General features: G+C 41.8%; 20 protein-coding genes and 1 tRNA gene. 12 read left to right on the top strand and 9 right to left on the bottom strand.

Features of this window, described 5'->3' with window-relative positions; translation table 11 throughout:
- Window positions 1–85: 85 nt before the first annotated feature.
- On the bottom strand, window positions 86–661 hold the full coding sequence (locus tag HWQ58_RS08520; RefSeq protein ID WP_292860363.1) for a TIGR04376 family protein: 576 nt from the start codon (window positions 659–661) through the stop codon (window positions 86–88).
- A 279-nt stretch (window positions 662–940) separates the two neighbouring features.
- On the opposite strand from HWQ58_RS08520, the gene HWQ58_RS08515 reads away from it, so the two are divergent.
- From HWQ58_RS08515 to HWQ58_RS08505, 3 genes are all read left to right on the top strand, one after another.
- Window positions 941–2,449 carry a DUF3131 domain-containing protein gene (locus HWQ58_RS08515; RefSeq protein ID WP_292860360.1) on the top strand — a complete coding sequence of 503 codons (1,509 nt, stop codon included), beginning with the start codon at window positions 941–943 and terminating at the stop codon, window positions 2,447–2,449.
- Window positions 2,450–2,826: 377 nt separating this feature from the next.
- A complete protein-coding gene (locus HWQ58_RS08510) occupies window positions 2,827–4,467 on the top strand; it encodes a metallophosphoesterase family protein (protein WP_292860357.1) in 1,641 nt (546 codons plus the stop codon).
- A 370-nt stretch (window positions 4,468–4,837) separates the two neighbouring features.
- A complete protein-coding gene (locus tag HWQ58_RS08505; RefSeq protein WP_292860355.1) occupies window positions 4,838–6,391 on the top strand; it encodes an FAD/NAD(P)-binding protein in 1,554 nt (517 codons plus the stop codon).
- Between the two features lie 196 nt (window positions 6,392–6,587).
- Here the strand turns inward: HWQ58_RS08505 and HWQ58_RS08500 are convergent, their stop codons facing one another.
- Window positions 6,588–7,520, bottom strand: coding sequence for a serine hydrolase (locus tag HWQ58_RS08500; RefSeq protein ID WP_292860353.1), 933 nt, complete (start codon window positions 7,518–7,520; stop codon window positions 6,588–6,590).
- Window positions 7,521–7,529: 9 nt separating this feature from the next.
- Between HWQ58_RS08500 and HWQ58_RS08495 the strand changes: the two genes are divergently transcribed.
- From HWQ58_RS08495 to HWQ58_RS08485, 3 genes are all read left to right on the top strand, one after another.
- Window positions 7,530–8,234 (top strand): C40 family peptidase, encoded by a 705-nt coding sequence (locus tag HWQ58_RS08495; RefSeq protein ID WP_292860351.1) that lies wholly within the window; start codon window positions 7,530–7,532, stop codon window positions 8,232–8,234.
- A 14-nt stretch (window positions 8,235–8,248) separates the two neighbouring features.
- Window positions 8,249–9,262 carry a glycosyltransferase family 2 protein gene (locus HWQ58_RS08490; protein WP_292860348.1) on the top strand — a complete coding sequence of 338 codons (1,014 nt, stop codon included), beginning with the start codon at window positions 8,249–8,251 and terminating at the stop codon, window positions 9,260–9,262.
- A gap of 132 nt (window positions 9,263–9,394) precedes the next feature.
- The gene (locus HWQ58_RS08485; protein ID WP_292860346.1) at window positions 9,395–10,648 is read left to right on the top strand and encodes an MFS transporter; all 1,254 of its coding nucleotides are present in this window, start codon (window positions 9,395–9,397) and stop codon (window positions 10,646–10,648) included.
- Between the two features lie 39 nt (window positions 10,649–10,687).
- Here the strand turns inward: HWQ58_RS08485 and HWQ58_RS08480 are convergent.
- Window positions 10,688–10,761, bottom strand: a tRNA-Arg gene (locus tag HWQ58_RS08480).
- A gap of 34 nt (window positions 10,762–10,795) precedes the next feature.
- On the opposite strand from HWQ58_RS08480, the gene moaC reads away from it, so the two are divergent.
- Window positions 10,796–11,305, top strand: a complete 510-nt coding sequence (gene moaC, locus HWQ58_RS08475) for a cyclic pyranopterin monophosphate synthase MoaC (RefSeq protein ID WP_292860343.1) — start codon at window positions 10,796–10,798, stop codon at window positions 11,303–11,305.
- Window positions 11,306–11,614: 309 nt separating this feature from the next.
- Here the strand turns inward: moaC and HWQ58_RS08470 are convergent, their stop codons facing one another.
- Entirely contained in the window at window positions 11,615–12,286 is a 672-nt protein-coding gene (locus HWQ58_RS08470; protein WP_292860340.1) for a Uma2 family endonuclease, read from the bottom strand.
- 123 nt (window positions 12,287–12,409) lie between these two features.
- Here HWQ58_RS08470 and HWQ58_RS08465 point away from each other — a divergent pair, with 123 nt between their 5' ends.
- From HWQ58_RS08465 to HWQ58_RS08455, 3 genes are all read left to right on the top strand, one after another.
- Window positions 12,410–12,667 (top strand): hypothetical protein, encoded by a 258-nt coding sequence (locus tag HWQ58_RS08465; protein ID WP_292860338.1) that lies wholly within the window; start codon window positions 12,410–12,412, stop codon window positions 12,665–12,667.
- A 119-nt stretch (window positions 12,668–12,786) separates the two neighbouring features.
- A complete protein-coding gene (locus tag HWQ58_RS08460; RefSeq protein ID WP_292860335.1) occupies window positions 12,787–13,095 on the top strand; it encodes a DUF3181 family protein in 309 nt (102 codons plus the stop codon).
- Window positions 13,096–13,374: 279 nt separating this feature from the next.
- Complete coding sequence (locus HWQ58_RS08455; RefSeq protein ID WP_292860332.1) at window positions 13,375–13,590, top strand: acetyltransferase; 216 nt, start codon at window positions 13,375–13,377, stop codon at window positions 13,588–13,590.
- A gap of 67 nt (window positions 13,591–13,657) precedes the next feature.
- Here HWQ58_RS08455 and HWQ58_RS08450 read toward each other — a convergent pair whose 3' ends face one another.
- The gene (locus tag HWQ58_RS08450; RefSeq protein ID WP_292860329.1) at window positions 13,658–14,128 is read right to left on the bottom strand and encodes an ABA4-like family protein; all 471 of its coding nucleotides are present in this window, start codon (window positions 14,126–14,128) and stop codon (window positions 13,658–13,660) included.
- A 391-nt stretch (window positions 14,129–14,519) separates the two neighbouring features.
- Window positions 14,520–15,704 (bottom strand): acyl-CoA dehydrogenase family protein, encoded by a 1,185-nt coding sequence (locus HWQ58_RS08445; protein ID WP_292860326.1) that lies wholly within the window; start codon window positions 15,702–15,704, stop codon window positions 14,520–14,522.
- 656 nt (window positions 15,705–16,360) lie between these two features.
- Here HWQ58_RS08445 and HWQ58_RS08440 point away from each other — a divergent pair.
- Complete coding sequence (locus HWQ58_RS08440) at window positions 16,361–18,046, top strand: iron uptake porin (RefSeq protein ID WP_292860323.1); 1,686 nt, start codon at window positions 16,361–16,363, stop codon at window positions 18,044–18,046.
- Between the two features lie 219 nt (window positions 18,047–18,265).
- Here the strand turns inward: HWQ58_RS08440 and HWQ58_RS08435 are convergent, their stop codons facing one another.
- From HWQ58_RS08435 to sfnG, 3 genes are all read right to left on the bottom strand, one after another.
- Window positions 18,266–19,315 carry a hypothetical protein gene (locus HWQ58_RS08435; protein WP_292860320.1) on the bottom strand — a complete coding sequence of 350 codons (1,050 nt, stop codon included), beginning with the start codon at window positions 19,313–19,315 and terminating at the stop codon, window positions 18,266–18,268.
- A 92-nt stretch (window positions 19,316–19,407) separates the two neighbouring features.
- Entirely contained in the window at window positions 19,408–20,616 is a 1,209-nt protein-coding gene (locus HWQ58_RS08430; protein WP_292860317.1) for an SfnB family sulfur acquisition oxidoreductase, read from the bottom strand.
- Window positions 20,617–20,770: 154 nt separating this feature from the next.
- Window positions 20,771–21,868: a dimethylsulfone monooxygenase SfnG gene (sfnG, locus tag HWQ58_RS08425; protein ID WP_292860314.1), complete on the bottom strand. Its 1,098-nt coding sequence runs from the start codon at window positions 21,866–21,868 to the stop codon at window positions 20,771–20,773.
- A 572-nt stretch (window positions 21,869–22,440) separates the two neighbouring features.
- Between sfnG and HWQ58_RS08420 the strand changes: the two genes are divergently transcribed.
- Complete coding sequence (locus HWQ58_RS08420; protein ID WP_292860311.1) at window positions 22,441–23,490, top strand: LLM class flavin-dependent oxidoreductase; 1,050 nt, start codon at window positions 22,441–22,443, stop codon at window positions 23,488–23,490.
- Window positions 23,491–23,495: the final 5 nt, after the last annotated feature.

Here is a 23,495-nt window from a genome sequence, read left to right as displayed (position 1 = left end):
GGCGTACTCATTTGTTATTTCGGCGTACTCATTTGTTATTTCGGCGTACTCATTTGTTACTTCGGCGTATTTTAGCCAATAGGCGCTACTTCTGCATATTCCGCTTCATTTGTTCTAATTCATCCTGAGTTTCCCAGCTACGGAACTTCTCTTCTAAGTCATCAAAACCACTCGAATAATTGCTAGTCTGATTCGACCAGCCACTGGTTTCAAAACGCTGCTGGGTTTGGGCTTTAGCACGGACTGTCTGTGCTTCGGCTGCTTTAGCTTGCACCTCCTGTCGCCGTTGCTGAATTTTTTGCAGTAGTTGCTGAGATTGGTTAATCCGTTCTTTCAGCCCTTGCATGTGTCCCCAACGCTGATTTCCTTCGCGCAACAGGGCTGCTTCTCGCTCACCCGCCGCCGCCGCCAAATCCTCTCTATTGGCGTTTTTGGCTTTTTGAATACGGATATGCCAACGCTGAATTTCTTGCGCGGTGGAGAGAATTTCTTCTTGCGATCGCTTCTCTTGTAATTTTAAATCTGCGATCAGCTTTAATGTGTCTTCTTCTTGCTCACGCAGCTGTTCTAGCAGCGCCTCTAACTCCAAATGTGGATTGTTACGCAAGAATTCTTCTAAACGGTTTTCTAAAAACCGACTCAAATCATCAAATAATCCCACTGCTAGAACTCCAGAGATCGGGTGCGTGACTACTTTATTGTAGTGGGCGGAATGTAAATTTTAACAGTTACCAGTTACCAGTTATCAGTTACCAGTTAAATCAATTGGGTTTAAGTCCCCCACCATACGCTTGGTCACTGGTCACTGATCACTGTTCACTGTTTTAATAGTTCCCATCGGGTGAACTTCTGGGTGTTAGTTAGATTTCAAAATTGGGAAGAATGTATTTGGTGAAATTACGCAAGTAACACTGACTAACAATATGAGGCTTTAATCAGTATGAGTTCTGATTTTCAACCACCACCTAAGAGCTTGTCCATACTAGCTTCTGTAGGAGGAATCGTTACCGCTGCGATCGCGATCACAATTTTAAATGTTTGGTCTAAGCAACTTTCCCAGACTTCTATAAAAAAACCTGAAATATCGTCAACATCCCCAACTGCTTCCCAACCACAGAAAACCCAACCCCCTGTCTCTGATGCGAAAGAAGCTGAAATAGTTGCTAGTCTTGATGCTAAATCCGTAGTTTTGCCAGGTCAACCGATTCCTAAGAACCAATTAACAGTAGCCATAATTCCCTATACTGCTCCTGGAGTTGGAAAACTGACCCCAGAAGAAATGACAACGGCCCGTCAGGCTTGGTCATACTTCCAGCGCAACTGGAACGATGAAACTGGCTTGATTAATTCTGTTGATGGCTTTGCCTCTATAAGTATGTGGGATCAGACAGCAGCGATCGCCGCCTTAGTCAGTGCTAGAGAACTCAATATCGTGCCTGCGGCTGAATTTGCAGCCAAAATGAGCAAAATGTTGAATACACTGGCGTCAATGCCCTTATATAAAGGAGAACTACCGAACAAAGTTTACAATGCGAAAACTCTCGTACCTGTTAATTATGGTCAACTAGAAAAACGGGAAGAAATTGGATGGTCAGCCATTGATTTAGGAAGAATGGCAATCTGGTTAAAGATTGTCGAGGCAAAGTATCCCGAAATGCGATCGCAAACAGCAGCAGTTTGGAAACACTGGCAAGTCAAACGTCTGACCACAAATGGTCAAATGTACGGTACTACCGTTATCAAAGGCAAAGAACAGTACAATCAAGAAGGTCGCTTGGGCTATGAGAATTATGCTGCTTATGGTCTGAAGCTTTGGGGCTTAAATGTTAATAAAGCTTTAGATTATCAGTCCCATACTGCCTTTGTCGATCTTTATGGACAGGGAATTCCTTACGACAAACGTGACTATAAAAACTCTGGAGCCAATAACTACGTTCTTAGCGAACCCTATATCTTAGATGGCATCGAAACTGGGTTTCAAGCTTTGCCTAAAGCCTATGCCGATCGGATTTTAGCTGCTCAAGCAGCGCGTTATGAAGCCACAAAACAATTAACCGCCGTCACCGAAGACAACTTAGATCGCCCGCCATACTTTGTTTACAGTAGCCTATTTGTCAACGGAGAACCTTGGGCAACTATTGCAGATACCAGAGAACAGCACAACAATTTGCGATTCCTCAGTGCCAAAGCTGCGATCGGCTGGCATGTACTTTATAACACTGCTTATACTCGCCAGTTATTTGATTTCGTTCAAGCCAACCTTAAGTCTAAAGAAGGCTGGTACAACGGCTTTTATGAGTCTCTGCATCAGCCGAATAAAACTCTTACCGCCAACAATAATGGTGTAATTCTGGAGAGCTTACTGTATAAGCAAGTTGGGCAGCCACTTACTGTTTGGGCAGGAGTCAGGAGTCATAAGTCAACTCTGAGGACTATAAAAACACCGTAAGTTATATCATGTCCGTATAATTAGTTATGATTCCCACAGTCATTACACCCCACACTCCAGATGCTCGACTTGGAAAGACCCCCCTTAATCCCCGATGTATTGGGGGGAAACTTGAAATCTTGCCCCCTCCCCAACACATCGGGGAGGGTTGGGGTGGGGTGACGCGGATAGTGATGGTAAGCGAGTTGACCTAATATCACGTGATTATAGGGCTTTCACGTTAAGATAAAATGCGTTCAGTCAGTGAATACCCTAAAAAATTTGGTATTTGACTCATGCTCAGATGCTTACGCAGCCGTAAAATTTCCTCAGTAGCTATGCTTGTACTTGTTATATGCTTTACTCTGGTAGGTGTGCGTTCATTTGGGCAAATAATTATGACATCAGCACCCCAACTACTCACCGATCCATTTTTGCAATTGCCAACTGAAACATCAGTACGAGTAGTTTGGTTTACTGAATTTGCTGGTGTTAATCACACAGTAAGCTACGGCGAAAATCTCAAACAAACTGCTAAGGCAAATACTACCAAACTCAGTCGCACACGTGAAGACCAACACTCAAGAGTTGCAAACCAAACCGAAGACGGACAAGTTTATCAAAAACCCATCCAGCGAGACATTTGGCGACATGAGGCTGAGGTAACTGGCTTAACTCCTGATGTGCGGGTAAACTATCGTGTCACAAGTGTGCGAAAAGATGGCGAGAGTGTTGACAGTGATGTTTTTACCCTCGCAGCTACTCCCAAATTAGATACAGCACTGAAAATTCTACTTACCTCAGATCATCAATTAAAGCCGATGACAGCAGCAAATCTGCAAAAGGTGGTAGAAACAGTTGGACGAGTTGATGGCGTATGGTTTGCCGGTGATTTGGTCAATGTTAGCGATCGCGCCTCAGAATGGTTTGATGATAATATTGGTGGTGCGTTGTTTCCCGGTTTACAAGGTCGTGCTAAATATGAAATGACGCACGATGGTGTTAAGACAACATACACTGGTGGACAAATAATTCAACATGCACCGATGTTTACTTGCATTGGCAATCATGAGGTGATGGGGCGCTTTGCCAGGACGGGAAGTTTAAATGATGAATTTGATGATACAATTCCCCGTGTGGTTGCTCAAAAAATCTACCCAGATAAATCTTTAATCGATAATTCTTTTAATACTAATACCTATGAAGAAATTTTCTCTTTACCAAAAAGTAAAGAGGGTGGAAAAAGGTATTATGCAGTCAGTTTTGGTGATGTACGTTTGGTGGTACTGTACATTACGAGTATGTGGCGGACTCCCAGTTTAACTAGAAAGCATAAGGGTAGATATCTAGAAGCAGAAAAGGATTTAAATAACCCTGAAAATTGGGGTTATGGACAGGTGATTTATGAGCCAATTGCTAAAGGCAGCAAGCAATATAATTGGCTAGAGTCGGAACTTAACAGCCCTGAGTTTCAACAAGCAAAATACAAAGTTGTGATGTTTCATCATCCACCCCACACTCTGGGTGATAATATAGTTCCTGCTTATACAGAACCAGTACAAATAATTGAACGGGATAGCGGCAATATCAAAGCAGTGCGTTACGAGTATCCCAAAGACGCAGATTATATTATCGGCGATGTTATCCCAATACTTGAAGCAGCTAATGTGCAATTGGTATTCTATGGGCATTCCCATTTGTGGAATCGCTTTATTAGTTCCAGTGGAATGCACTTTCTAGAAACATCTAATGTAGGTAATACTTATGGCGCTGCTTGGGGTGATAGAAAGCGAGAAGTGCCAATTGGATATCAAGAGAATTATGTTAAGCTTGGCGATCCTAATGGGTTAGAACCGATAGTGCCTACAATTGCCCCAATGCTTGGTGAAGATGCAAAGCCGATGCCTTATATTGCGAGTAATGATATTACAGTTTTCAGTATCTTTGATACGGGAACAGGTACGATAAGTAGTTATCGCTTTGATACTCGCAAGCCTGATTCGGAAGTATTGAAATTTGATGAATTTAAATTGAAATAGTAGGTTCAAAAAATAGGGGTGTAGGGGTGTAGGGGAATCCCCATAAATAAATTAATTTGCTCTGAATTTCGACGCCATTAACCTCGTACTACGTATCTCGGTTAATATTTTTTATCTTTTCATTAATAAATTAATTTGCTCTGAAACTTTGAACTTTGGGGCTATATTATTCCCTTACACCCTTACACCCCTACACCCCTGCACCCCCGCCCTAAAGGGGCTTGGTCATCTTACCGCATTGCATATCCCCCATCTCCCCCGAAAAAAAATCGCTCTTTTATTCTTAGCTTGCTTGTGTAGTTTGATTTGATAATGTAAAATTCAAACCAGGTATTAAATCGCACAGTTAATATATAGCATTTAAACAGCAATGGTACAGCTAAGAAACAGCAACGACGTAACGCTTTCTTCGTCCTCACTGAACCCAGTCCGCCTCGAATACACAATCAACGGTAATGGCGAATCCATTATTGAAAAAAACTGTGAATTACTTGTCATAGCTTGTGACCCCAGGAACTTGTCTAAAATTTGTGATTACACGCCTGAAGAACGCACTATCTTTGACAAGTTGAGAAATTTCACATTCCATACATCGCTACTCAAAGTCGAGGTCAATAATTCATCTTCCCAGACAAAAACATATCCTGTCATATTTGGTCCGAAACTATTGGAGGAGATGAACGGAACTGTCTATGCATATCGTAACGAATCCGCCAAGCAATTTGGACCTCAGCGTGCGAGTCAAATGACACATAACTTGGTGACTGTCTATCAATTGGTAGGCGAAACTAAGACCCCATGGCCCGCCAGTGAGTTTGAGAAAAAACTTAAACAGGACTTGCACAACAGCGACTGGTGGCCATTCTCTCTCAACTACGAGGTAGTGGAAACCGTCACTACACCTTACTTTGATCACTTCTCTAATGAAGACTTGAAGGAAGGCTTCCCTTGGAAGCTTCTGAATTTGCAGGGACACAATAAGACCTTGTATGTGCATGGATTCACTTGTTTTGAATCGGTCTTGCATTGCTGGGATTACGCCGCATTGATGCTGAATTCTGTGGACAGTGCAAAAAAAGCCTTGCCAAGTGATTCAGACGCGCCGATTGTAATTCTGGGTGCTGGTGTTAGTGGTCTCTTATTTGCCGTTAGGCTAAAGAGATTGGGATACACGAATATAGAAATTCTGGAATCAACCGACCGATACTGTGGAAAAACCCATACCATTACTGAAGACGGCCCTTATCCAAGCGGCTCAGATGAGAAGACAGTCTGTGAGTTAGGCACATGTTATTTATCGCCTTCCTACTATCACATGATCGAGGAACTGAAGGAATTTTTTGTGGATAACGACCAAATTGATTTCGTTGGAAATGATCAGGATTTTAGAGGGATTCTCACCAAAGGCGAATTTCCAGATTCTTTTCATGTGGCTCCCCTTGTTACACAACCCGAATATATCGTTTTGAAAGCTAAAGCCTTACTAGGTCGCCCCCAAGATTATGATTCAAGGTTGATACAACTTAGAATTGCTTTTGACCTTGCCAGATACAATATCCTTCATTACGAGATCATGGGTTTACAAAAGCCGATGCCAGCAAAGCCACCAATGGCATTGCTGAATAAAACGTTTTATCAGTTCTTGGAAGACAACAAACTACTTAGCCTTGTGGGCATGATGGAGTATATCTATTCTGTGCAGGGGTATGGTGTGATGACAGCCATCCCCGCTTATTATGGCTTAATCTGGATCACACCTATCGTTATCCAAACGATTTTGCTCGATAATTTGGGTGTAGAAAATAAACCCGTTGTTACCGCATTGAAAAAAGGTTGGGGCGATCTTTGGGATCAAATAGTAACAAAAGAAAATCTTAATATTACCTATTTGGCGGAGACTAAATCTATTACACGTCTAGGCTAATGTCTCTAAATTAGTCTTGACAAAAATATAGGTTAGTGTATCTACTACAGAAGAGGCAGAATTTGTCATTAATGAGTGGTTGAACTCCGTAAAAGTTACCTTTTTAACGAACTGCCTTTCCTTCTCTTCTCTACCAGAGGCTGCGCGAACGGAACGCTACACGAATGCGTAGCTTCTCGTAGAGAAAAAGAGTAGATCATAGACTAGCGATCGCTTCGGCAACTAGTTTAGAAACAAAGGGCAAAATATCCCGACTCTTAGCTTGGGCTTTACCTTCAGTAAATACCACTAAGAGGTAAGGCCGCTGTTCTGGTAACTCAATATACGCAGCATCATGGCGAACTTGACTTGTCCAACCTGCCTTTGACCAAATTTGAGCATTTTCAGGCAATCCACCACCTAAAAAACCTGTTACCTGATTTTCCTCAGTGTCAGGGGACAAATCGTTGAGAGGACGTTTCAGTAAAGCCATCATGGCTTGCGATCGCGCACTTGAAACTGCCACCCCACCTACAATACTATGCAGTAATCTGGCGATCGCATTTGTGGTCAACATATTACGATTTTCTAGTAACTCTCCCACAAACGCCCGTTCCCGTCCATAAGGGCCATCACCCCAAGTTTTTTGACAGACGTTAATTGTCTCCAATTCTTCCCAACCCAAAGATTGGTAATAGCGGTTAATAATATTACGCTGATATTTCCAGGTTTCAAAGGGGCCGATTGGTAATTCTGGACCTGATGTGGTGCCACTCAAAATATCCACAACCAAGCTGGTAGCATCGTTACTAGAATCGACAATCATATCCCGTAAAGCTCGCTCCAACTCTTTGGAGGTTTGACTCATGCCTTTTTCTAGCCATTCGTTTACCGCCACCAGGTAAAATAGCTTGACTACACTGGCAGGATAAATCCGCTCAACACCGCGATAAGTGAAACCACGAACAGGGTGATCCCAAAAAGCGTTGGGAGTCAGCGCCCCACCAGTATTTACTCGCACTGGGGGATCGTAAACAACCCAAGTCAGCGCAATTTGGTTACGTGCTAAACTCCCAAATACTGCCCAAGTTGCATCTAAAATGCCTAACCCAAGATTTTCGAGTTGTTCGTCTTTATTAAAAAAAATCATTCTCTGATAATGTCCTTTAATCTAAAATCCAAAATCCAAAATCCAAAATCAGGGGAGTATCAGTGTTTAGCTGACCTGAATTTATATGATTCTCCTGAATGTACGCGTTTAGCAACTCAAGCTGCATCTGGAAGACATTTGTGGGTAACATCAAATCATCAAAATTCGGCGGTTGAGGTGTATTTATGTGAAGATGACTATCTGGGATGGGTATCTGTTTCAGATTTTGATTCATTACAATCTGCTACTGTACCTTATCAGGCTGCAACATTTTCTGAATTGGAGATTAAAAAACTTCTAGCAGAGATTATCGCCTTTACCCAAAAAGCGATGCAACAATCAAATTATTACCTTTGGGGTGGTACGGTTGGGCCAAATTATGACTGTTCTGGGTTAATGCAGGCGGCGTTTGCTTCGGTGGGTATTTGGCTACCTAGAGATGCCTATCAACAGGAAGGATTCACTCAACCAATTACGATTGCAGAATTAGCAGCCGGGGATCTGGTATTTTTTGGAACTAGCCAAAAAGCCACCCATGTCGGGCTTTATTTGGCGGATGGTTATTATATCCATAGTTCTGGGAAAGAGCAGGGACGGAATGGGATCGGAATTGATATTCTCTCGGAACAGGGAGATGCGGTTAGTCAGTCGTACTATCAGCAGCTGCGAGGTGCTGGTAGAGTTTTTAAGAGTTACGAACCACAGAAACGCTGAGGACGCTGAGGCTTATGAGGAGTGGGTTGGTTGATCGAGGGGTGAAAGGAGAAAATGGGGCGATTTCAGCAATTGTCCCAGATGTTTCAGTAGTAGTACCAATACATAACGAGGTGGAGAGTTTGCCGCTTTTACTAGAAGCGATCGCCTCTACTTTATCCTCTAGTCAGGTAAATTATGAAATCATTTGTGTAGATGATGGTTCTACAGATGGTTCTGGGGATTTTCTCAAAGAACAGGCGCAAATCCGCACTGATTTAAAAGCGGTGATTTTGCGTCGTAACTACGGACAAACTGCGGCGATGGCTGCTGGATTTTATTATGCAGTCGGTAAAGCGATCGTTACTTTAGATGCCGATCTCCAGAATGATCCAGCTGATATCCCTATGTTATTAGCAAAGCTGGATGAGGGTTACGATTTAGTGAGTGGTTGGCGGCAAAAACGCCAAGATGGGGCCGTAAATCGGTTACTTCCTTCCAAAATTGCCAATTGGCTAATTCGCCGCACCACTAGCGTGAATATTCATGACTATGGTTGTTCGCTGAAAGCTTATCGTTCAGAACTATTGGCAGATATGAATCTCTACGGGGAATTACACAGATTTTTACCTGCTTTGGCGTACATTGAAGGAGCTAGAATTACTGAAATACCTGTACGTCATCACGCCCGCCGCTTTGGTCGTAGTAAATATGGAATTTGGCGGACATTCCGGGTATTGATGGATTTGTTAACCATTTTGTTTATGAAAAGATTCCTCACCCGTCCGATGCACGTTTTTGGGCTGTTGGGCTTGATTTCAATGTTTTCGGGGACTGCGATCGGAATTTACTTGACTTTCGTCAAATTGGCTTTCCATGAGGACATTGGCAATCGCCCCTTGCTGATTTTAGCAGTTCTCTTGTTAGTAACTGGAGTGCAGTTGTTTTGCTTCGGTCTTTTGGCAGAATTGCTCATGCGTACATACCATGAATCCCAAGGAAGGCCTATCTATCGCGTGCGAGAAGTAGTAGCAAAAAATGTTAAGTAACGTAACAATGGTAGTTATTGGTCATTAGTCATTGGTCATTAGTAAATAGTTAAGAGTAAATATTGGTTGACTCTTGACAAATGACAAATGACAAATGACAAATGACAAAAAACCAATTAAATTGCATCTACCTTGAAAGCATTTAATACCTTTGACGCCCAACTGCGGCGCAACCTGCTGATTCTATTTACAGCAGGTTTATTATTCTGGTCGAGCCTGTCTTCGCTCTTACCAACCCTACCGCTTTACATCAATGATGTGGGCGCAAGCAAGCAAGAAATTGGTCTTGTCATGGGCAGTTTTGCTATTGGGTTATTGCTATCTCGCCCGATGCTGGGACGATTAGCCGATGAACGTGGTCGCAAAATTGTCTTATTGATTGGTACGATAGTAGCTGCGATCGCACCCTTTGGTTACTTGGCAACCCGATCTATTGGGCTGTTGATCCTGGTGCGGATTTTTCACGGCATTAGTGTTGCTGCTTTTGGCACTGGCTACAGTGCCTTAGTCGCAGATTTAGCACCTGCCAAGACTCGTGGGGAAATCATTGGGTACATGAGCCTCGCAACTCCTATTGGTTTAGCAATTGGCCCTGCCTTGGGTGGGTATTTAGAAGCGACAAGTGGTTACGGGATGTTATTTCTGTTATCCGCGGAATTGGGTTTTGTCGCCCTCTTGGAGATTTTACAAGTTACGAATCCGCCAGTGCAAATGCAAGAGCAAACTCAGGGAGAGGATGGCAAATTTTGGCAAATTTTGGCTAGTCCACGGGTGAGAGTTCCAACTATAGTTATGTTGCTGGTTGGTTTGTCCCTTGGTGCTGTACATACTTTTGTGGCATTGTTCCTCAAATCCACTGAGGTAGATTTCAATGGCGGACTGTTTTTTACAGCTGGGGCAATTTCTAGTTTTAGTATCAGGATATTTGCTGGTAAGGTAAGCGATCACTTCGGGCGTGGTTTGTTTATTACCTTTGGTATTTTTTGCTACGTTTTAGCGTTAATACTGCTGTGGCAAGCTAACAGCGCGATCGTTTTCTTACTGGCTGCGATCGCTGAAGGTGCTGGTGGTGGTACACTGTTCTCGATGATGATTACCATGATGGCAGACCGTTCACTGCCGCAAGAACGGGGGAAAATTTTTGCGATATGTCTAGCTGGACTCGATCTCGGAGTTGCGATCGCTGCTCCTCTTTTGGGTATTATCGCAGAACTTGTAGGCTACCGCGATATGTTTGGCTACGGTGCTGCAATCACTTCTGTAGCACTTATCCTCTTCCTCACCCGTTCGAGCAAAAACTTATCCAACTCACTGCGCTTTGCATTAGGTCTAGCTCCAGATGCCTACGCCTTGAAAAACTTAAAAGTTAGGAGTGATGAAATGTGACTCTTCACTCCTAATTTTCAACTCTTAACTTTTTAAAAACGGGCGAGGAGGGATTCGAACCCCCGACACCGTGGTCCGTAGCCACGTGCTCTAGTCCACTGAGCTACACGCCCTCACCGACAATCTATATTAACACGTTCTAATCAAATGGCACAAGATAATTTTCCAGCTAATTTTGCCAACTTAACCCATCTAGATCCCCAAGGACAGGCACAGATGGTTGATGTGTCTGATAAAGCACCCACCATTCGCCAAGCAGTAGCAGCTGCCAATGTGCGAATGCTGCCAGCCACCTTCGCTGCCATTCAAGCCGGAAATGTCCCAAAAGGGGATGTGTTAGCAACTGCAAGATTGGCTGGGATTATGGCAGCCAAGCAAACAGCCACTTTAATTCCCCTCTGTCATCCGTTACCTTTGCAAAAAATCGCAGTCGAAATCATACCCGATTCCCAACTACCGGGTTATCAAATTCAAGCCACAGTCAAAACCAAAGCTGAAACCGGTGTAGAGATGGAAGCCTTAACTGCCGTTTCTGTAGCTTCTCTGACTTTATACGATATGGCAAAAGCTTTAGAAAAGTCGATTCAAATTGAATCAATTCGTTTAATAAGTAAAAGTGGCGGGAAATCAGGAGATTATTCGCCGTCAGAGCAATAAGCTATTGGGCATATTAGGTGACAGTTCAGTAGTGCTGAGTACTGAGTGCCTCGGCTTAGAGTATAACCCCATAGTTAAAACTAGGGGATTGAAAACTTGGACGTATTTTTTCTTGCACTACGTGTCTCAAAAAAAATAAAAATATTTTTTTCATAAATAAATTTAGGGGCGCGACTACCCTATATGCTGAGTGCAATTAATTTTACTTTTTACTCTAAGCCGAGTTACTCGGCACTCAGCACTGTTTTGGTGATAGGGAATAATCTGTACCCTGTAACCTGTACCATATTTCCTTCTTCATCTCCCCAGTCACGGCAGGTTGTCAGGATCAATGCCGAGATTACGTAAGTATGCTGCCAACTGTTCGGCGCGTTGGCGTTCTTGTTCTAATAAGAACTCAGCCCGTTCTGCCCGTTGATTGAGTTCCAGGGAGTTCAAAAATCTCTGTCCATCTAAACGGTAAATTACTAACTCTCCTTGCCCAGTCTCAAATCTAATTTCCAAACGGGGACTGACCCAACCATCCATTTGCCATAGCTTATTCAAATGGTTGTTTTGCCGCAACCAGCCATCTAGTTGAAAACTTTCAGGGTCGTACAAATAATATTCTTCAACACCATAAGTATCGTAAAACTCTAACTTCCGATCCATTTCCTTGGCATCGTTACTAAGGGAGAGAATCTCGAAGACTACTTGCGGTGAAATATTGTCTTCTTGCCACTGACGATAGGAACGACGTTTGCCCTTTGGTCTACCAAAGACAACCATCACATCAGGTGCAGTCGGTGTAATCAGCTGGGAACGGACAGGATACCAAAGTAAATCGCCTACAATTAAAATATTGTTATTATTAGCAAACAGAATCTCCAAATTCTCTTTAATTAAGACAATCCAACGATACTGTTCTGTGTTTTCTGCCATTGGTTTGCCGTCACTATCGGGATAAAGCAGATCGGAGTCTATTTGCCCAAAGATAGTCATAGGATTTAACCCAGCTGTGCTTGACTTGCAATTCAATTATGACTGCTTCTAGAAGTCTAATAGCAACGACTGCACCAAAAACCTTAGAATGAGTAGGTGTATTTAAATCTGTAACAAATATTTATGCCTCCTCGTTGGCCTCGCAAACCCGATCGCAAAGACCCTGATTACCGCAAGATTGATGACCGGATGAATTTTGCCATGCATGTAGCGATCGCTGCTACAATTAATTCTGGCTTATGGTTTTTTCACATCTTGAAAAGCACTACCTGGGAGTGGCTGCCGTTGTTCACTGCAAGTTGGACAGGAATAGTATTAGTGCATCTAATTTATATTAGTGCGATCGCTAATTACAGCGAAACTCCACCTAAATCCACCTGAAGACGGATTACTGATGCTGGGGCGATTGTAACCTCTGGTAGTAGGATTAGGCTGTTAATTGAGCCATAATGTAAGAAAGTCTGAGATTTCGCACTTTTTCTTAATGTAGGGTTATTTTTATGGCAAAGACTAACACCACAGAACTACTAGAAGCCCTAGCAGCTGAAATTGGCGAAAATGTCTACATAGATATTGCCAAATGGCATCTTTATTTATCTAATGCCAAACTGCACACCCTTGTAGCTGAACAGTTATATCCTTTAATTACTTCCAACAATGTAAGTGAAGATCAAGTTTTAAAAGTCTTGAAATCAATTACAGTAAAAATTGGTGGCGGTAGAAGTGAACTTCCTTTAAGTGATTTACTGCCACTGCAATGCCAAGTAACATTAATTGATATTTTAGAAAAATATCAACGCGAAATCTAATCTCTACAACCAAGATTAGTTTGAATTAGACAATTTTCTCGATCAGTATTCCTTTATTTGAAATGCTGAATTGATGATTAATTTATTATCGCGTCAATTTTATAAAGATAAAAACCACAGAGACACATAGATGAATTTTATGTAATTTATGTGTTCATATCTGGTAAAAATTTCCTTTAACAATTAAGGAATCTCGACCTTCTAAATTGGTTGAGGCGCGAGTGAATATATTTTGAGACTCACTCCCAACTTTCATGCAAATTTATTGAGGCAATTTCTATGCTTTTACAAGTCAAAGATAGTGGCGAATTGGTAAAAATTGTTGAAATTCAGGAATTAATTGACCCGAATACTGATGCTGTTAAAGCAAAAGATCAAGAGGGTCAAGAAGAACAGCAACCAGAGACTTTTAAAAAAGAAAATCTCGTTTTTCCTTCAGGTGAAGTTCTACCGCGCTGTTGGTTAGATGCTGACTATAGACACGACAAGGCTTAATAATTTGAAAATCAGGTAATTTGTAATAGTAGGGGCGCACATCTATGCGCCCCTACTATATGCCAGATTATGACGCAGCTTTTTCTCCTACCGTCACCGTTTCATTCTGCTGAAACTTTGGAAAAAATCTCTTAGTAATCCAGTCAGTTAAAATGTGAGACAGTAATCCCAAAGGCCCAGCGAACAAAGATAAAGCCAGAGAGTGAATTGTCCAAACACCTGTTTTCTGTCCTTCCCAATAAATCCAGCGACCGACAAATAAATCCATCACTAAAAAATGAATCCAACCTGTTGCCGCAGCTGTTTCATTTGCAAAAAACCGTACAATATCAGCTAATTGAGGATTCGATAAAGCTTGAGCATTTTCTGGGGTAATGCTGTTGATAAACAAATACAAATACGCCCCAGCTAACAGCACAAAGGGTAGATATGATGACATTATCTGTCGTGTGACTTTCCAGTTCGGCAATAAAATCATCAACGCCCAAAATGGCAATACGAAAAGATTGGCAACGTTAAATAGTTGAGAAATCGTCATATTTGTATAAAGTAAGGAGTTAGTAATTTGAAGTTATTGTTCTTTTTTGTTTTGAATTAACTTCAGTAGATATATCCCCGACTTTGAAAATAAGTAGGGGATCTCGATATAATTATAAAGCTACAAGCTGTGATTCAATTTCTGAAGACTTCAAATCACTAAAACAGTGCCTCGGCTTAGAGTAACTCGGCTTAGAGTAAAAAGTAAAATTAATTGCACTCAGCATATAGGGTAGTCGCAACCCGAAATTTATTTATGAAAAAATATTTTTATTTTTTTCGAGACGCTCATGGTGAGAAAAAATATGTCCTAGGTTCAATCCCCTAGTTTTAACTATGGGGTTATACTCAGCACTACTGAATTCCGATTATCTACACCAATAACCCTATAACTATGAATAAAAGTTAGGTTTTGGCAGTTCATCATTTAACGCCCAATTTCCGATCTCCTGAATTTTGTAATCTACCGGATCATGGAGAGTGAACGTGCGAAGATTACGCCAATAGCGATCAAAACCGTATTTTGCCGTAGTAGCGCGTGCGCCCATAACTTCAAAAATGCGGTTAGTAATGTTTAAACCGACTCTGGTCGCTGCAACTTTGGCAGTAGCGACGCAAAGCGCACATTCCCCACGTTGTTCGGCGGTGAGTGACCATTCTTCTTCCCAAGCCGCTTGTAATAATTCTCCTGCTTGCTCAGTCAAGCTCTTAGCTGCTTGGAGTTCAACCCATATTTTGCCATAGTGCTGGAGGATGTAAGGATCTTGGGTTGCACTTTCTACGCCTGATGTCAGCCAAGGTTTTGTATTAGTTGCAGTATATGTTTTAGCAGCCTCAAATGCTCCTTGGGCAATTCCCAAGTAGATATTAGCAAGATTCAATTGAGTTAAGCAGGCGCGAATAGTGTTGAAGGGTTGACTGGGTTTGTCTCTACTACCAAGAATTTCGTCAGGGTACACCAACACATTCTCAAAAGTAACACTACCACTATCTGTTTGACGTTGCCCGATATTATCCCAATCATGATGAACAGTAACGCCTTGCCGTTGCGTAGGAATTACCAAAATATTCAATTCACTAGTTTTTTGATGAATGGCAGTAATCGGTAATATATCCGAGTCTTGAGAGCCAGAGCAAAAGCTTTTAATTCCGTTCAGACGAAAATAATCATTTTCCGGTGTCAGAGTCGCTCTTTTATCTAAAGGGTTGAGGGCATTGCACCAAAACCAATTATTCTGAATAGTTGCTGAGTAATATCGCTGTTTTTGCTCTGCCGAACCAAAGATATGCGGAATTACTACGCCTAGATGGTGGTAAGAAAAGACGTGAGCAATGGAACTATCAACCTTAGCAAACTCGCGGGTAATTTGCAGAACGGTAATCCAGCTTTGCCCTAAACCGCCGTACTCTGTGGGTACGATTAGTTTTAGCAGGTTGCTTTGGCGCAAGCGATCGCGTTCGTGCTTTGGCGTTCCCCCTTTAGCATCCCGCTCGACAGCAGTCTGGGCAAATTCCTCTGCTAAAGACTTAGCTAGATCGAGATAATTTTGAGACTCTTTTGTTTCGATTAATTGCATACTTTGCAACTTCTCCTACTAACCTTATTGTGAGAAGCAACTATAAATTTTGCTGAAAAACTTTGAATTAAAAATAGTTTTACAAAACTACTTTACTATAAAATAAGTATTGCATATATAAACTAATAAAGCAAGCTAAAATAAAATAATTTTTGCTAACTTGTATAAGTTGTTAGTGCAACGTAAAAAACATTTTATTGATAGATAAGTAGAATAAAAAGTTGAAAATAAATTCTATCGTCTACTTGTATTTCTAGAATATATATGCAATATTATTAATTCAAAGGCAAAAATCTACTTAAACTTGATAGTTATATAGTAGCTTTTAGTTACTTGCCGATAAAATCAGATTATTCTGTAAAATGGCAATATTTTTACAGATAGATATTCTCTTGGCAAATAGATTAGCTTGTGCAAGGACTCTATTTGTGTGAAAACAACTCTTTTCTACACTGAAATATGCAGATAACAATACTAGAAATTACCTGATATATCTGGTTATATCTCAAAGTGTAGCAATCTTAGTTAAAAATTTCCAGTGTTAAATTAATTCAACCTTATCAGGACTAGTCATGATTTTTTAGCTTGAAAAGTCACTGAAATGTGTGATGGCGTTCACTAAATTTTTCAAACTAAAAATATGAGGAGTGGTAGAAATGTTCAATCGTTCATTTCATAATTTATTCATAGAATCGATGGTTTTGGGGGCTACTTTGCTAGCCAGCACATCAGCCCATGCTGAAGACAGGAATTTAGTAGCTAGGACTGAAATTCAAACAAATATACCAATTGCGATCGCGCAACCCGCCGCAAGCATCGCCACTTTTGGAAACAATTCTTCGGTAACAACCATCGCCCAAACGCCCAAAATTCCTGCAATCAATAGTGATGCAAATGTCCAACAGACAAATAGTATGTCTCAGGTAACTTCTGTATCTCAGTTTTCAGATGTACAGCCAATTGATTGGGCGTTTATTGCACTCCAGTCTTTAGTTGAGCGTTATGGATGTATTGCGGGCTATCCAAATAGTACTTATCGGGGAAATCGCGCCATCACTCGCTATAAATTTGCAGCAGGTTTAAATGCTTGTTTATCTCGGATCAACGAGCTAATTGCAACAGCTACATCTGACTTAGTTACCAAACAAGACTTAACTACCCTACAAAGACTGCAAGAAGAATTTAGTGCTGAACTAGCAACTCTACGGGGTCGCGTTGATAATTTAGAAGCTAGAACTGCGGAACTAGAAGCAAATCATTTTTCCACAACTACAAAACTTTCTACGGAAGCCATCTTTGTGATTACGAATGCCTTCCAAGGCTCAGTTAATGGTGATAACACAGTTTTTCAAGATAGAGTTCGCCTCGTATTCAAAACTAGTTTTACAGGTAAAGACTCTCTATATACTCGTCTAAGTACTGGAAACACTAATATTTTGCAGCTTCCTGGTGGTTCAGCTGAAGGTTTGCAAACCTTCAATCTTGCTCCTAGTAACAACAACCTGGCCGTAGATTGGCTCTCTTACTATTTCCCAGTTGGCAGCAAAATCGATGCTTATATAGGAGCCGTGAACGGAGTATATTTTGATTTTGTTCCGACTCTGAGTCCCTATTTGGATAGTGCCACAGGAGGCCGTCGCGCTTTGACAGAATTTGCTTCCTCTAGTCCTATCTATCGTATTGGTGGTGGTGCTGGTGGGGGATTCAATTATCGATTAAGTGACCAATTGGTATTGAGCTTGGCTTACTTAGCAGGAGACCATGCCAATCCTCAGCTCGATAGCGGTTTTTTTAATGGTCAATATAGCGCATTTGGACAAATAGCATGGAACCCCAACAGTAACTCTGGCATTGGTTTGACTTATGTAAATGCTTACCAAAATCGAGGAGGAATATTTGACCTGGGTAGTGGTTTTACGCTGGTCGGAACAGCTCAAGCTAATACTCCATTTGAGCGGACGATTACCAACTCCTACGGAGTCGAAGCTTTCTATAAATTTAATCCTCGATTTGCAGTCAATGGGTTCTTTGGCTACACTAACGCCAAGAATCTAGCAGGTAGTGGTAGTGCAGATATTTGGTACTATGCTTTAGGATTGGCATTTCCAGATTTAGGGAAACAAGGCAACCTTGGTGGCGTTCTTGTGGGTGCAGAACCTTATAGAGGTGGTAATCCTGAACCTGCAAATGATTTATCCTTACATATTGAAGGCTTTTACAAGTATCAGCTTACAGATAACATTGCTATCACCCCTGGCGTAATTTGGATTACAGCTCCTGCTCAAAACAATGACAATCAAAATGCGGTAATTGGCACTCTCAGGACAACCTTCACGTTTTAAATCATCTCAGCAACGTTACAAATGCGTTGCTGATTAAGAATGTGAATTTGCTTAACGCACAGACGCAGAGAGTAAGATTTGAGAATGTTTTCATTTATTTAGATCGCACTCATATATTCTTCTTTGCGCCTCTGCACGAGATAACAAATGCAGATATGAAAGCCAAATTACTAATTCCTAATTCGTAGTTAAGAATATAATTACGAATTACGAATTATTCTAACGTCTTTCACGATTCAAGCTTAGGGGTTGTTCTTCAACTAGTGGCAGCACATCCTGCCAAAGGCTAATTCCGTCGTATAATCCTGGAGCCATTAAGAATACTTGCACCCAAAGGATATTAAACCACCAGTAAAGCCCTTGGATAATATTTTCCTGACCTACCAGATATGCTGTCAGCAGGTACAACAAGATTGAAATTATTAAACTAGCAACAGATGCAACTATGCCTTTTGTGGGCTGTGACAACTCTGTGAAAGGCCACATATTGAATTGCCAAACAAATCCTAAACCAACAGTTGTCCAAATTGCTGCAAAGGTTGGCCCTGTCGTTGTTGTAAATAAATCCAGTCCTAGTTGTTTGAGGAATAATTCTGTAATCAGAGTGAGTAAAAAAATAATACCTGTATGAAGTAACCCCAAACGTGGCATTCCTAGTTCCAATTTGTTCAAAGGCCAACGTTCAAAGAAACTGCCGAATACTGTCGAACAAGGATACCAATACCAAGGAATGTAAAATGGTTGAAGTCCCCACATTTGCGGCAAAAAAGTGAGGGCAGGGGCAATAAAGAAGATGGCAAAAAAGATATTGAGAAAGCCGCTCACTGGATGCCAGTTGCGTACTTTTTCGGTGGTGACAATCGTATTGTCAAAGAAGAACAAACTGGCGGCGGCTACAATGATTGCTGTTTGTCCCCACAAGCCAACAGCTGTATCAGTGAGAATTGCTTTTGCAGAGATGATTTTCCAAATTTCTCCAGTTATGTAAACTAGCGCCAACAGCGCTAATAAATTCACTGTTCCTCGTCCAAATCGGGTGGAATAAAAGCGAGAACCTGGATAGCCATTGAGGGAAAAACCTAGATGCCACCACCAGACGAAGCATATCGTGATGTAAGTCAACTTTGTTCCCACATTCAGCTGAATAACTTGACCAAAGATGAGTTCAAAAATATAGCTAATGACAGCAATTACAGCAATAAAAAACAGCCCCTTAAATGGCTGACTTTTCCAAATGCTCCGCCTCTGGGTTGGGTTTGCAACGCTCATAGTATCAACTTAAATAATGTTGGATTTATCAGGAGTAAAGCATTCTGGTAAATATTAATTCTGAAAGCTTCACCCCAGAGAGAATGTTGCAATTACAACCAAGGATGGCGCGGGGGATAGACACCATTGAGGAAGTAGTTACCAACAGCGTAGTACTTCCAACGCACGGGATCGTGGAGTGTGTGAGCGCGGGCATTTCGCCAGTGGCGATTGTAGTTGAATTCCTCCAATGTGGATTTAGTACCAGCTAGTTCAAACAATTTGTTGGTAGCTAGTAATGCTGCTTCGGTAGCTAAGGCTTTGGCTTCAGCAACTGCAATTGATGCTTCAACTACCTTGGGTTCTTCTAAGCCTGACTCGTTGGCGATGTCAAGAAATTCGCCTGCACGACGCAGCAATGCTTCAGAAGCGTGAACCTGAATTTGGACATTGCCTAAGTTATAGAGTGTCAGTGGGTCTTCGTAACCTTTTTCTAAATTGCTGTCAACCCAAGGGCGGGTATGCTTGCGAACGAAGTGGATGGTGTCACGGACTGCGGCTTTAGCAATTCCCACATCTACGGCGGCTTGGATAATTTGCGCGATCGCACCCATTGGTGTAGCCCTCTCAAAGGCTAAGTAGTGCGGAATCACGTGTTCTGCCTTAACTTTCACATTTTCAATAATGGTAGTGCCGCTAGCAGTGGTACGCTGTCCGAAGCTTGTCCAATCATCAAGTAGGGTTAATCCTTCGGCATCTCTTTCGACAAATGCCACCACTGTCTTACCATCTGGATTACTGGCAATCACAGGAACCCAATGTGCCAATAGTGCCCCAGCAGAGTAGTATTTACGTCCGTTGAGTGCGAAGTCAGAGCCATCTGGTGTTAATTTTGTTTGGACATCAGTCACAGACTTAGTGCCAATTTCTGAGAAGGCGTTACCAAAGCGCTTACCTTGTAGAACCAAATCAAAGAAGAACTTCTTTTGCTCATCTGTACCATCCAACCGGACTGCTTCCACCATGTAGAGATGGTTTTGGGGAATTTGACCGAGGCTAGAATCAGCTTCGGAGATGATTTTAATTACTTCTGCCAGGGTGGCACTTGATACAAAAGCACCGCCATACTCTTTTGCGACTGTAATTCCCCACAATCCACTCTGGGAAAACTTTTCTACCTCTTGGGCAGGTAAACGCCGAGTTTGATCGCGCTCTGAGTCTCCCTTGGCAAACTCAGCTGCTAGTTCGTGAGCGATCGCGATCGCTTCTTTGTCATCCCGAATAATATGCGCCTTCTGGTCAGTATTAATTACTGATGTCATGGTGAAACTCCTTGATTGTGATTGAATGACTGATAATCGTCACTACTATGAGACAGCCTTTGGGTTTTTCTTAGTGCCGTTCGGATATAGCTGTTATCTACAACAGTTTCAATCCACAAAACCCGCTCCTACAGAGTATGTTGCTGTTAATCTTTTACACTCCAACCAACTCATCAGCTGTCCGACGATTAGCTTTAAGTTCGCGCACAATTGGTATTACTGTCTTACCAAATGCTGGTAAATCATCTGTGTAGTGTAAGAAGCCACCGAGAATTAGATCGACTCCCGCTTCATGGAACTGGCGAATCTTTTCAGCTACTTGTTCAGCCGTGCCAATCAAGCCCGATCGGAAGCCATCGTTATACTGTACCAAGTCTTCAAAATTGGAATTCGCCCACATTCCCTGACGTTCACGAGTAGAAGATCCCGCCTGTTTCACCGCTTCGCCAAATCCTTTCACCGCCTCTACATCCGCTTGGGCAATAATATCGCGCAATACTTCATGCGCTTCTGCTTCTGTATCTCGCACGATGATAAAGGAATTCAAACCAAACTTAATTGTGCGTCCTGCTTGACGAGCTAATTCAGACACCTCTGCAATCTGCTCTTTCACGCCTTCTATGGTGTTGCCATTCATGAAATACCAATCAGACACGCGACCAGCCATCCGCCGTGCTGCCTTGGAGTTACCACCTTGGAATATCTCCGGGTGGGGATTCTGATTAATTGGTTTAGGCTTCACCCAACCACCGTTGATGCGATAAAAGTCGCCTTTGAAGTGAAACTCCTCCTCAGTCCACAAACCTTTGAGAACGCGGATAAATTCTTCTGAACGACGATAGCGTTCGTCATGGTCTAACCAATGTTCACCATATATAGTGAATTCATCTTTGAACCAACCGCTAACTACATTCAGAGCAAACCGACCGTTAGAGAGAAAATCAATACTTGCACCCATTTTGGCAACTACTCCCGGATGCCACAATCCAGGGTGAACTGCTGCAATCAATTTCAATTTCTTGGTGACTGGAGCCAAGGCTGACACAGTTGTAAGTGCCTCTAGCTGATATTCAGCGCCATAGCTAGCGATAAATCTGGCTTGTGCTAGAGCATATTCAAATCCAACTTCTTCAGCCGTCTGAGCTAGTTGAGCATTATATTCGTAAGTCCAATCTGTGCGTTGGGGAATTTTACTAACAACTAACCCACCGCTAACGTTGGGAATCCAGTATGCGAACTTAATATCTACCATAATTGTGCGTTTGTAATTGAAATTGCTTGGTTATTTGTCTAAGTTTGCAAGTGAAGTAACAAAATCTAAATTTGTGATCACTAACAAATCAGCTAAAACTTGATAGGGCAAAATTTTAGTCAAAATCGAAAGCTTGAGAGTGGTTGCAAACTACTTTGAGTTTACAAGTAGACAATTCTTTGATGGCAATAATATACCATAACTCGACTGTGCTACCGTAGTTTTTAATGAATCAGACTTTATCACAACAATTTTTCTGATGTCGTGACTCGATATACTTAAATTCCATTTCCATATTCCATTTTGGAATACTGCCCAATTTTCCTGGGTATTTAATTATTTTTTATACCTGCTGGCTATTATCCTGATTCAGTCAGAGCAATCAGGAATCAGGACTCGACAAAGTATCGATACTATTCCAGATCGTGATAAATAAATGCTTCTCATCTGTCATCTGCAACTATACATAGCAGAAATAAATGTGGTAGTGTGAACTATTAAATTACGGTAAAAAGATATAGCTACCGTAGTTTACTGAATGCCTCGTAAAAAAAAGCACAGGAAAAACATTTATGCCACTTCAGTTTGGAATTTGGTCGCCGGTCTGTGGTGGATGGTTGCGGGTTGTCAACCATGAAGCTAATTTATCTACACAAGACTTGGTAAAGCTGGCAGTTCAGGCAGACGAGTTAGGTTATGACTTTTATTACATTCCCGAACATTACTTAAATGCAGTTTATGGGCCTAACTATAATGTCGCTGACGCTTGGATTACAGCAGCTTTAGCAAGTTTGAACACCAAGAATATCAAGATTGTTGCGGCTGTACAACCTGGTTTTAAACTGCCTGCGGTAGTTGCCAATTTGAGTGCAAACATTCAAAATCAGCTTAGTAACGGCAGATTTGCTCTCAGTGGTATTGCAGGTTGGTGGAAGTTAGAAGTAGAAAGCTATGGAGATATCTGGCTACCTCACAGCGATCGCTACGCACGATTAGAAGAGTACATTGATGTAATCAAGGGGCTGTGGACAGTCGAAGGGTTTAATTATGTTGGCAAATACTACACTATTAAGGGTGGTATTCTCGCAGATCGGCCGACACCAACACCACCCATTTTCATTGCTGGTGAATCAGACAGGGCAATTAACCTAGCGGCTCGTCTGGGAGATTATCTATTTATCAACGCTGATGACCCAGAAAAAACGGCAGCATTGGTGCAGAAAGTGAAAAGATTGGCTAGCGATCGCTACGGTCGTCAGATTAAAGTAGCAATGAGTGCGTTTGCGATCGTTGGCGAACATACCGCCCAAGCCCAAGCCAGATTAGAAGCGATTTATCGTTCTGCCGATTGGCAGCAAATCGAGTACTTTCAAGAGCAAATCGATCCTAACGTAGTTGCCCACAACAAACTAGATATTAGTCAAACCATTGAAGCCAATCTCGGTTTATCTGCTCAACTGGTTGGCGATCGCTATACTGTTATTAAGCGCCTGAAAGAATACGAAGCCGTTGGCGTTGACTTAATAGTACTGAAATTTGAATCTATGTTGGAAGACACTATTCGCTTCCACAAACTAGTTATTTCCGAATATAGACAGCAGAGTAGCTTAATTACCTTGTAATTAAA

Source organism: Nostoc sp. LPT (assembly GCF_017115165.1).
GTDB lineage: Bacteria > Cyanobacteriota > Cyanobacteriia > Cyanobacteriales > Nostocaceae > Nostoc.
The sequence above is the reverse complement of the archived record's forward strand: the minus strand, read 5'-3'. Positions and strand labels throughout refer to the sequence as shown.

Excerpts from the sequence above, each read along its gene's own strand:
- HWQ58_RS08460 (WP_292860335.1), top strand. The coding sequence starts at position 12,787 with ATGGCAAAGACTAACACCACAGAACTACTAGAAGCCCTAGCAGCTGAA.
- HWQ58_RS08455 (WP_292860332.1), top strand. The coding sequence starts at position 13,375 with ATGCTTTTACAAGTCAAAGATAGTGGCGAATTGGTAAAAATTGTTGAA.
- moaC (WP_292860343.1), top strand. The coding sequence starts at position 10,796 with ATGGCACAAGATAATTTTCCAGCTAATTTTGCCAACTTAACCCATCTA.
- HWQ58_RS08510 (WP_292860357.1), top strand. The coding sequence starts at position 2,827 with ATGACATCAGCACCCCAACTACTCACCGATCCATTTTTGCAATTGCCA.
- HWQ58_RS08515 (WP_292860360.1), top strand. The coding sequence starts at position 941 with ATGAGTTCTGATTTTCAACCACCACCTAAGAGCTTGTCCATACTAGCT.
- HWQ58_RS08465 (WP_292860338.1), top strand. The coding sequence starts at position 12,410 with ATGCCTCCTCGTTGGCCTCGCAAACCCGATCGCAAAGACCCTGATTAC.
- HWQ58_RS08440 (WP_292860323.1), top strand. The coding sequence starts at position 16,361 with ATGTTCAATCGTTCATTTCATAATTTATTCATAGAATCGATGGTTTTG.
- HWQ58_RS08505 (WP_292860355.1), top strand. The coding sequence starts at position 4,838 with ATGGTACAGCTAAGAAACAGCAACGACGTAACGCTTTCTTCGTCCTCA.
- HWQ58_RS08500 (WP_292860353.1), bottom strand. The coding sequence starts at position 7,520 with ATGATTTTTTTTAATAAAGACGAACAACTCGAAAATCTTGGGTTAGGC.
- HWQ58_RS08450 (WP_292860329.1), bottom strand. The coding sequence starts at position 14,128 with ATGACGATTTCTCAACTATTTAACGTTGCCAATCTTTTCGTATTGCCA.
- HWQ58_RS08470 (WP_292860340.1), bottom strand. The coding sequence starts at position 12,286 with ATGACTATCTTTGGGCAAATAGACTCCGATCTGCTTTATCCCGATAGT.
- HWQ58_RS08445 (WP_292860326.1), bottom strand. The coding sequence starts at position 15,704 with ATGCAATTAATCGAAACAAAAGAGTCTCAAAATTATCTCGATCTAGCT.
- HWQ58_RS08435 (WP_292860320.1), bottom strand. The coding sequence starts at position 19,315 with ATGAGCGTTGCAAACCCAACCCAGAGGCGGAGCATTTGGAAAAGTCAG.
- HWQ58_RS08430 (WP_292860317.1), bottom strand. The coding sequence starts at position 20,616 with ATGACATCAGTAATTAATACTGACCAGAAGGCGCATATTATTCGGGAT.
- HWQ58_RS08490 (WP_292860348.1), top strand. The coding sequence starts at position 8,249 with ATGAGGAGTGGGTTGGTTGATCGAGGGGTGAAAGGAGAAAATGGGGCG.
- HWQ58_RS08495 (WP_292860351.1), top strand. The coding sequence starts at position 7,530 with ATGTCCTTTAATCTAAAATCCAAAATCCAAAATCCAAAATCAGGGGAG.
- HWQ58_RS08420 (WP_292860311.1), top strand. The coding sequence starts at position 22,441 with ATGCCACTTCAGTTTGGAATTTGGTCGCCGGTCTGTGGTGGATGGTTG.
- sfnG (WP_292860314.1), bottom strand. The coding sequence starts at position 21,868 with ATGGTAGATATTAAGTTCGCATACTGGATTCCCAACGTTAGCGGTGGG.